The sequence below is a fragment of the Rhodopseudomonas sp. AAP120 genome, assembly GCF_001295845.1.
Lineage (GTDB): Bacteria > Pseudomonadota > Alphaproteobacteria > Rhizobiales > Xanthobacteraceae > Rhodopseudomonas.
The window spans coordinates 1-6,611 of sequence record NZ_LJIC01000150.1; the positions used below are offsets into that span (position 1 = coordinate 1).

The 6,611-nt window shown below is 65.1% G+C and carries 7 protein-coding genes and 1 pseudogene; 1 reads left to right on the forward strand and 7 read right to left on the reverse strand.

All coding sequences use genetic code 11. The annotated features are described in order from the left end of the window. From IP86_RS29275 to sdhC, 7 genes and pseudogenes are all read right to left on the reverse strand, one after another. A pseudogene (locus tag IP86_RS29275) lies at positions 1-238 on the reverse strand (OmpA family protein); the annotation flags it as partial. A gap of 313 nt (positions 239-551) precedes the next feature. After that, positions 552-788: a hypothetical protein gene (locus IP86_RS29515; RefSeq protein WP_502694012.1), complete on the reverse strand. Its 237-nt coding sequence runs from the start codon at positions 786-788 to the stop codon at positions 552-554. Between the two features lie 12 nt (positions 789-800). Then, positions 801-1,292: a pyridoxamine 5'-phosphate oxidase family protein gene (locus IP86_RS21860; protein WP_054164546.1), complete on the reverse strand. Its 492-nt coding sequence runs from the start codon at positions 1,290-1,292 to the stop codon at positions 801-803. Positions 1,293-1,548: 256 nt separating this feature from the next. Next, positions 1,549-2,331 carry a succinate dehydrogenase iron-sulfur subunit gene (locus IP86_RS21865; RefSeq protein ID WP_054164547.1) on the reverse strand — a complete coding sequence of 261 codons (783 nt, stop codon included), beginning with the start codon at positions 2,329-2,331 and terminating at the stop codon, positions 1,549-1,551. A 142-nt stretch (positions 2,332-2,473) separates the two neighbouring features. Further along, positions 2,474-4,297 carry a succinate dehydrogenase flavoprotein subunit gene (gene sdhA, locus IP86_RS21870; RefSeq protein WP_054164542.1) on the reverse strand — a complete coding sequence of 608 codons (1,824 nt, stop codon included), beginning with the start codon at positions 4,295-4,297 and terminating at the stop codon, positions 2,474-2,476. Positions 4,298-4,299: 2 nt separating this feature from the next. Continuing rightward, on the reverse strand, positions 4,300-4,722 hold the full coding sequence (gene sdhD, locus IP86_RS21875) for a succinate dehydrogenase, hydrophobic membrane anchor protein (protein WP_054164543.1): 423 nt from the start codon (positions 4,720-4,722) through the stop codon (positions 4,300-4,302). After that, positions 4,719-5,117, reverse strand: a complete 399-nt coding sequence (gene sdhC, locus IP86_RS21880; protein WP_054164544.1) for a succinate dehydrogenase, cytochrome b556 subunit — start codon at positions 5,115-5,117, stop codon at positions 4,719-4,721. Before sdhC ends, sdhD begins: the two co-directional genes overlap by 4 nt. 362 nt (positions 5,118-5,479) lie before the next feature. Here sdhC and IP86_RS21885 point away from each other — a divergent pair, with 362 nt between their 5' ends. After that, a complete protein-coding gene (locus tag IP86_RS21885) occupies positions 5,480-6,478 on the forward strand; it encodes a cation diffusion facilitator family transporter (RefSeq protein WP_054164545.1) in 999 nt (332 codons plus the stop codon). The last annotated feature ends 133 nt before the right edge of the window (positions 6,479-6,611 follow it).

Sequence of the window (6,611 nt, forward strand, 5' to 3'; positions counted from 1 at the left end):
GGGGCTCTGCACGCGGGGCCGGAGCGGCGGCGGGCGGCGCGGCATGCGGCGGAGCCGCGCCCGGCGGGGGACCCTTGTGTTCGCCGGCCGGCGGGCCCTTCTTTTCCTCGGCCTTCTCCGGCGCAGGCGCGGCCTGTGCCATCACCATCGGTGCCGTTTCGGCACGCGCCGGTGTGCTCACGGAAGGCCACGCCACGAGGGCCGTGGTAGCCAGCAAGGCGAATTGAATTTTTCTCATCGATAATCCCTGCGAATCAAACGCTGCGAACCATAAGCTCCACGATGCGGAACCGGCTCGTGCTGGCGATCAACGATGACCCGTTGGGCCGCATTGTGGCGGTTCGCATCGGAATGCTGCTAATTATTTCTCAGGCTGTGGCTGCGCGACATTGTGCTATTCACCGCGCGTTCAGGCGCAGCGCGAAGGTGCGATATCGCGCATAGAAAGAGCGGCACTGCTGCGCCGCTCTTCGAAGTATCGATCATCCCGATGCCGTCGCGTGCGGTATCGCGCACGGCGGACCAACTACGCACGGACTCATGAAGCCGCCTCACGCGACTGCGGGATTCGGCGCGCCCGGTCCGGGCGGCTGTGGCGTCGGCATTTCGTCGGGGACGTCGCCAGGTAGTTCGTTCGGCGGCGCCGGCGCGTCGGGCTCATGAACGGGCGGCGGAATATCCGGGTTTGGATCACCGGGCGGTGACTCGGATGGCGGCTCGGTCGGAGTCCCCGGCGTTGTCGGCGGGACTTCCGGCGGCGGCTCGGACGGTCCGGGCGGCTCCTGCATGCGGGCGCTCATTCAGATCGCGACCTTGCGGTTGTCGCCGAGATCGGGCCGCCCTCCAGTCGCGGCCGCAACCGCCATCTTCACGTAGCTGATGATGGTGCCGGGCGAGTCCCAGTATTCGGCTTCCTCGGGCGTCACTTTGAGAACTCGAATGTTGGGATCTTCCGGATTGTCCCACCACGCCTTCGCTTCGGTGCCGAACAATTCCTTGATCTTGGCGCGGTCGTTGGAGATCGCCGCATATCCGGAGACCGAGACGTACTTCTGCGAGCTCGCATCGGCGAAGCCGAGATTGACGTGATGATCGCGCGCGATTTCTTCGTCCTTGTGACGGCGCGCATCGGTGAGGAAGTAGATCTGTCCTTCTTCGGGCCGCACATAGGCCGCCATCGGCCGCGAGCGGATCTTCTCGCCGTCGCGCGTCGCCAGCATCGCGAAGGTGATCTTCTTCATCAGGTCCCAGGCGTGCTGCGCATTGCCTTCGTTACTGGGTGTCGCGGCCATGTTGTTCATCTCCCTGTGCGTCAGCCGCGATAACGATCGCTTTGCGGCGATGTTCCGGGAGGGCTCGCGGGAGTAATTGCCGCGCGCGACTCGTTTTGTTCCGTCATTGCGAGGAGCGAAGCGACGAAGCAATCCAGCTTCGTGCTCGGCGCTGGATTGCTTCGCTTCGCTCGCAATGACGGGGTGAGCGAGGAGGCCAAAACAAAACGGCCGGGCGTGGGCCCGGCCGTCGTGACAGATCGATGACTTGCGCGGCTCAGATCTGGCGTTCGACCAGCTTGAGCTTCAGGTTGGCGATCGCCTCCGACGGGTTGAGGCCCTTCGGGCAGACCTTGGCGCAGTTCATGATGGTGTGGCAGCGATAGATCCGGAACGGGTCCTCGAGATTGTCGAGACGCTCGCCGGTCGCTTCGTCGCGGCTGTCTTCGACCCAGCGGGTCGCCTGCAGCAGCGCGGCCGGGCCGAGGAAGCGGTCGGAATTCCACCAATAGCTCGGGCACGAGGTCGAGCAGCAGGCGCACAGGATGCACTCGTACAGGCCGTCGAGCTTTTCGCGATCTTCGTGGCTCTGCCGCCATTCCTTCTGCGGCGTCGGCGTCACGGTTTGCAGCCAGGGCTGAATCGAGGCGTATTGCGCGTAGAAGTTGGTGAGGTCGGGCACCAGATCCTTGACCACCGGCTGATGCGGCAGCGGGTTGATCTTGACCGCCTCGCCGCGCACGTCGTCCATTGCCTTGGTGCAGGCCAGCGTGTTCTCGCCGTCGATATTCATCGCGCAGGAGCCGCAGACGCCTTCGCGGCAGGAGCGGCGGAAGGTCAGCGTCGGATCGATGTTGTTCTTGATCCAGATCAGGCCGTCCAGCACCATCGGGCCGCAATCGTGCTTGTCGACGTAGTAGGTGTCGACGCTCGGGTTCTTGCCGTCGTCCGGATTCCAGCGATAGACGCGGAATTCGCGAACTTCGCTCGCGCCTTCCGGCTTCGGCCATTCCTTGCCGCCGACAATCTTCGAATTCTTCGGAAGTGCGAATTCAACCATCTCGTTGCCTCTGGCTCTGCGCGTCATTGCCGGGCTTGACCCGGCAATCCATCTTCTTGCGAAGATGATGGATGCCCGGGTCATAGGCGTTTTTTAGAACGCCGTTCTTCGAACGGCTATGCCCGGGCATGACGATCTAGGATCAGTACACCCGCGGCTTCGGCGGGATGTACTGGACGTCGTTGGTCATCGTGTAGTCGTGCACCGGGCGATAATCGATCGTGGTGCCGCCGTTGCCGCCGATCCAGGCCAGCGTGTGCTTCATCCACTGCGCGTCGTCGCGATTCGGGAAGTCCTCGCGGGCGTGGGCGCCGCGGCTTTCGGTGCGGTTGGCGGCCGAGTTCATCGTCACCACCGCTTGCACGATCAGATTGTCGAACTCCAGCGTCTCGATCAAATCCGAATTCCAGGTCAGCGAGCGGTCGGACACGCCGATATCGCCGATGCCGCCGTGGACGTTCTGGATCAGCTGCTTGCCTTCGGCCAGCACTTCGCCGGTGCGGAACACTGCGCAGTTGTTCTGCATCACGTGCTGCATCTTTTCACGCAGCTTCGCGGTCGGGGTGCCCCCCTTGGCGTAGCGATATTTGTCGAGCCGGCCGAGCGACAGGTCGGCCGAATCCGCCGGCAGCTCCGGCTGCTTGCCGTTCGGGGTCAGCTTCTCGGCGCAGCGCAGCGCCGCGGCGCGGCCGAACACCACGAGGTCGATCAGCGAGTTGGAGCCAAGGCGGTTGGCGCCGTGCACCGACACGCAGGCAGCTTCGCCGATCGCCATCAGGCCCGGCACCACCGCGTTGTCGTCGCCGTCCTTCTTGGTGACGACTTCGCCGTGGAAATTGGTCGGGATGCCGCCCATGTTGTAGTGCACGGTCGGCAGGATCGGGATCGGCTCGCGGGTGACGTCGACGCCGGCGAAGATCCGGGCCGATTCCGAGATGCCCGGCAGGCGCTCGGCCAGCACTTCCGGCGCCAGATGGTCGAGGTGCAGGAAGATGTGGTCCTTCTTCTTGCCGACACCGCGGCCTTCGCGCATTTCGATGGTCATCGCGCGCGAGACGACGTCGCGCGAAGCGAGGTCCTTGGCCGACGGCGCGTAGCGCTCCATGAAACGCTCGCCCTCGGAATTGACGAGGTAGCCGCCTTCGCCACGCGCACCTTCGGTGACGAGGCAGCCCGAACCGTAGATGCCGGTCGGGTGGAACTGCACGAACTCCATGTCCTGCAGCGGCAGGCCGGCGCGCAGCGCCATCGCGCCGCCGTCACCCGTGCAGGTATGCGCCGAGGTGCAGGAGGCGTAGGCGCGGCCGTAGCCGCCGGTGGCGAGGATCGTGGTCTGCGCCTTGAAGCGGTGGATGGTGCCGTCGTCGAGCTTCAGCGCGACCACGCCGCGGCAGACGCCCTGGTCGTCCATGATCAGGTCGATGGCGAAGAATTCGATGTAGAACTCGGCCGAATGGCGCAGCGCCTGGCCGTACATCGTGTGCAGCATCGCGTGGCCGGTGCGGTCGGCGGCCGCGCAGGTGCGCTGCGCCTGGCCCTTGCCGAAATCCATCGTCATGCCGCCGAACGGTCGCTGATAGATCTTGCCTTCCTCGGTGCGCGAGAACGGCACGCCCCAGTGCTCGAGCTCGTAGACCGCGTCCGGCGCGTTGCGCACCATGTATTCGATCGAGTCCTGGTCGCCGAGCCAGTCCGACCCCTTGACGGTGTCGTACATGTGCCAGCGCCAGTCGTCCTTGTGCATGTTGCCGAGCGAGGCCGAGATGCCGCCCTGCGCCGCCACGGTGTGCGAGCGGGTCGGAAACACCTTGGTGATGCAGGCGGTGCGAAGCCCGGCTTCGCTGCAGCCGACCACGGCGCGCAGCCCGGCGCCGCCGGCGCCCACCACCACCACGTCATAGACGTGGTCTTCGATCGGATAGGCGGTTCCGCCCGCGGCAGGTGCGCCGTTGAGGTTGGCCGCCATGCTTAGACTCCGGATGCGAGTTTGAAGATCGCGAAGATCGCGGCGAGCGCCACGGCGATCGAGAAGAAGTTGTTGGCCATCACAGTGACGAGCTTGAGCTTCTCGTTCTGGATGTAGTCTTCGATCACCACCTGCATGCCGATCTTCATGTGGATCGCAGAGGCGATGATGAACAGGATCATGACCAGCGAGATCAGCGGCGAACCGAGGATCTGCGCCGCGCCGGCCTGGTTGCGGCCGAGCAGCATCATGATCACCACGATCACCGGCAGGATCAGCAGCGTCATCGCTACGCCGGTGATGCGCTGGCGCCAGAAGTCACCGGTGCCGGAGCCGGCCGGGCCGAACTTGCGCACCTTGCCCATCGGCGTGCGCATCGTGGATTCGTTGCGGCGGGCGGTGCCGTGAGATTCCTGAACGCTCATCGGGCGGCTCCCATCGAGAAGGCGATCACCCAGAGCAGAACGGTCAGCACGATGCCGCCGATCAGCGCCGCCCAGGTCAGCCATTCGCGGTCGGCGGTCTTGAAACCGTAGCCGAGGTCCCAGACGAAGTGCCGGACGCCGCTGAGCAGATGATGCATCAGCGCCCAGGTGTAGCCGAACAGGATCAGGCGGCCGATCCAGCTGCCGGTGAAGGACTGGATGGTGGCGTAAGACGCCGGTCCGGCGGCGCAGGCGATCAGCCACCACGCCAGCAGAAGGGTTCCGGAATACAGTGCGATGCCGGTGGCGCGATGGACGATGGACATCGTCATCGTCAGGCTCCAGCGGTACGTCTGCATATGGGGCGAAAGCGGTCGGTCGATCCTGGCGGTCATCGGCTGCTATGGGTTGGCGGCGAGCGAACAGGGCCCGGGCGGGGCTCGCGAGAGTGCCCCTATTTACGAAGGACGTTCAACGAGCGCAACGAAGAATTCGCATCTTCGGAACGCCAGTTCAGCGTTTGAAGAGCCCGGCAGGCCAATGCGATCGCGATTTTTGGAGCTCCGTTCCACGCGCCGGAAATGAAACCGGATTCAGACCTCGTCAGGCCCCGAGGTGGTCCGCTGCATCGATGAACAACGGGTTTCGAGCCGCTCTAAAGCCGAAACCCGCTGCTTCCCGCAACGCATCGGCCGTGCGATGGTTCATCGCCGCATGGCCGCTTTGCGCGGATCAGCATCACGTCGTCAGGTTTCCGATGTCCCACGCTCCCGACTGCACGCTCGATCATGGGCATCACCACCACGACCATGCGGATCACGATCACGGCAACACGGCCGATCATACGCACCGGCACGGCCTCGGCGCCCATGACCACACGCCGACCGATTTCGGCCGCGCCTTCGCAATCGGCATCGCGCTGAATATCGCCTTCGTGATCGCCGAGGCGGTGTTCGGCTGGCTCGGCAATTCGATGGCGCTGATCGCCGACGCCGGCCACAATTTGTCCGACGTGTTGGGGCTTGCAGTGGCGTGGATCGCCGCCGAACTGTCGAAGCGGCCGCCCTCTGCGCGCTACACCTACGGGCTGCGCGGCTCGTCGATCCTGGCGGCGCTGTTCAACGCGGTGTTTCTGCTGCTCGCGGTCGGCGCGATCGGCTGGGAGGCGGTGGTTCGGCTGTTCAATCCCGAGCCGGTCGCCAGCGGCACGATGATCACGGTGGCGGGCATCGGCATCGTCATCAATGCGGTCACGGCCTGGCTGTTCTTCGCCGGCCGTCACACCGATCTCAACATCCGCGGCGCCTATCTGCACATGGTGGCGGACGCCGCCGTGTCGGCTGCTGTCGTAGTCGCCGGCGTGGTGATCCTGTTCACCGGCTGGACCTGGACCGATCCGGCCGTCAGCCTGCTCGTGGCCGGCGTCATCGTCTGGGGGACCTGGGGGCTGCTGCGGGATTCCACCGCGATGTCGCTGAACGCGGTGCCGCGCGGCATCGATCCGGCCGCGGTGCGGGCATTTCTGACCGGCCTGCCGGGCGTCACGCAGGTGCACGATCTGCACATCTGGCCGATGTCGACCACCGAGGTGGCGCTGACATGCCACCTGGTGATCCCCTCCGGCGCCCCCGGCGACGCCTTCCTGATCGACCTCGCGCACAAACTCGACCACGACTTCGGCATTGCGCACACCACCGTGCAGATCGAGACGAGCCCCGACACGGTGTGTGCATTAGCGCCGGACCACGTGGTGTAGGTGATCGCCGCGGATTGGGTCGGAAGGTTAATCAGTTAGAGTATTCGGGAGCCGGGAGCACGCCATCTCCCCTCCCCCTTGCGGGGAGGGGTCGGGGGTGGGGGTCCCCAGGCACTGCGACTCGTGGACCCCC

Bases quoted from the DNA above. Each gene is read 5' to 3' on its own strand.
- IP86_RS29515 (WP_502694012.1), bottom strand. From the start codon at position 788: ATGCAGGAGCCGCCCGGACCGTCCGAGCCGCCGCCGGAAGTCCCGCCG.
- IP86_RS21860 (WP_054164546.1), bottom strand. From the start codon at position 1,292: ATGGCCGCGACACCCAGTAACGAAGGCAATGCGCAGCACGCCTGGGAC.
- IP86_RS21865 (WP_054164547.1), bottom strand. From the start codon at position 2,331: ATGGTTGAATTCGCACTTCCGAAGAATTCGAAGATTGTCGGCGGCAAG.
- sdhA (WP_054164542.1), bottom strand. From the start codon at position 4,297: ATGGCGGCCAACCTCAACGGCGCACCTGCCGCGGGCGGAACCGCCTAT.
- sdhD (WP_054164543.1), bottom strand. From the start codon at position 4,722: ATGAGCGTTCAGGAATCTCACGGCACCGCCCGCCGCAACGAATCCACG.
- sdhC (WP_054164544.1), bottom strand. From the start codon at position 5,117: ATGACCGCCAGGATCGACCGACCGCTTTCGCCCCATATGCAGACGTAC.
- IP86_RS21885 (WP_054164545.1), top strand. From the start codon at position 5,480: ATGTCCCACGCTCCCGACTGCACGCTCGATCATGGGCATCACCACCAC.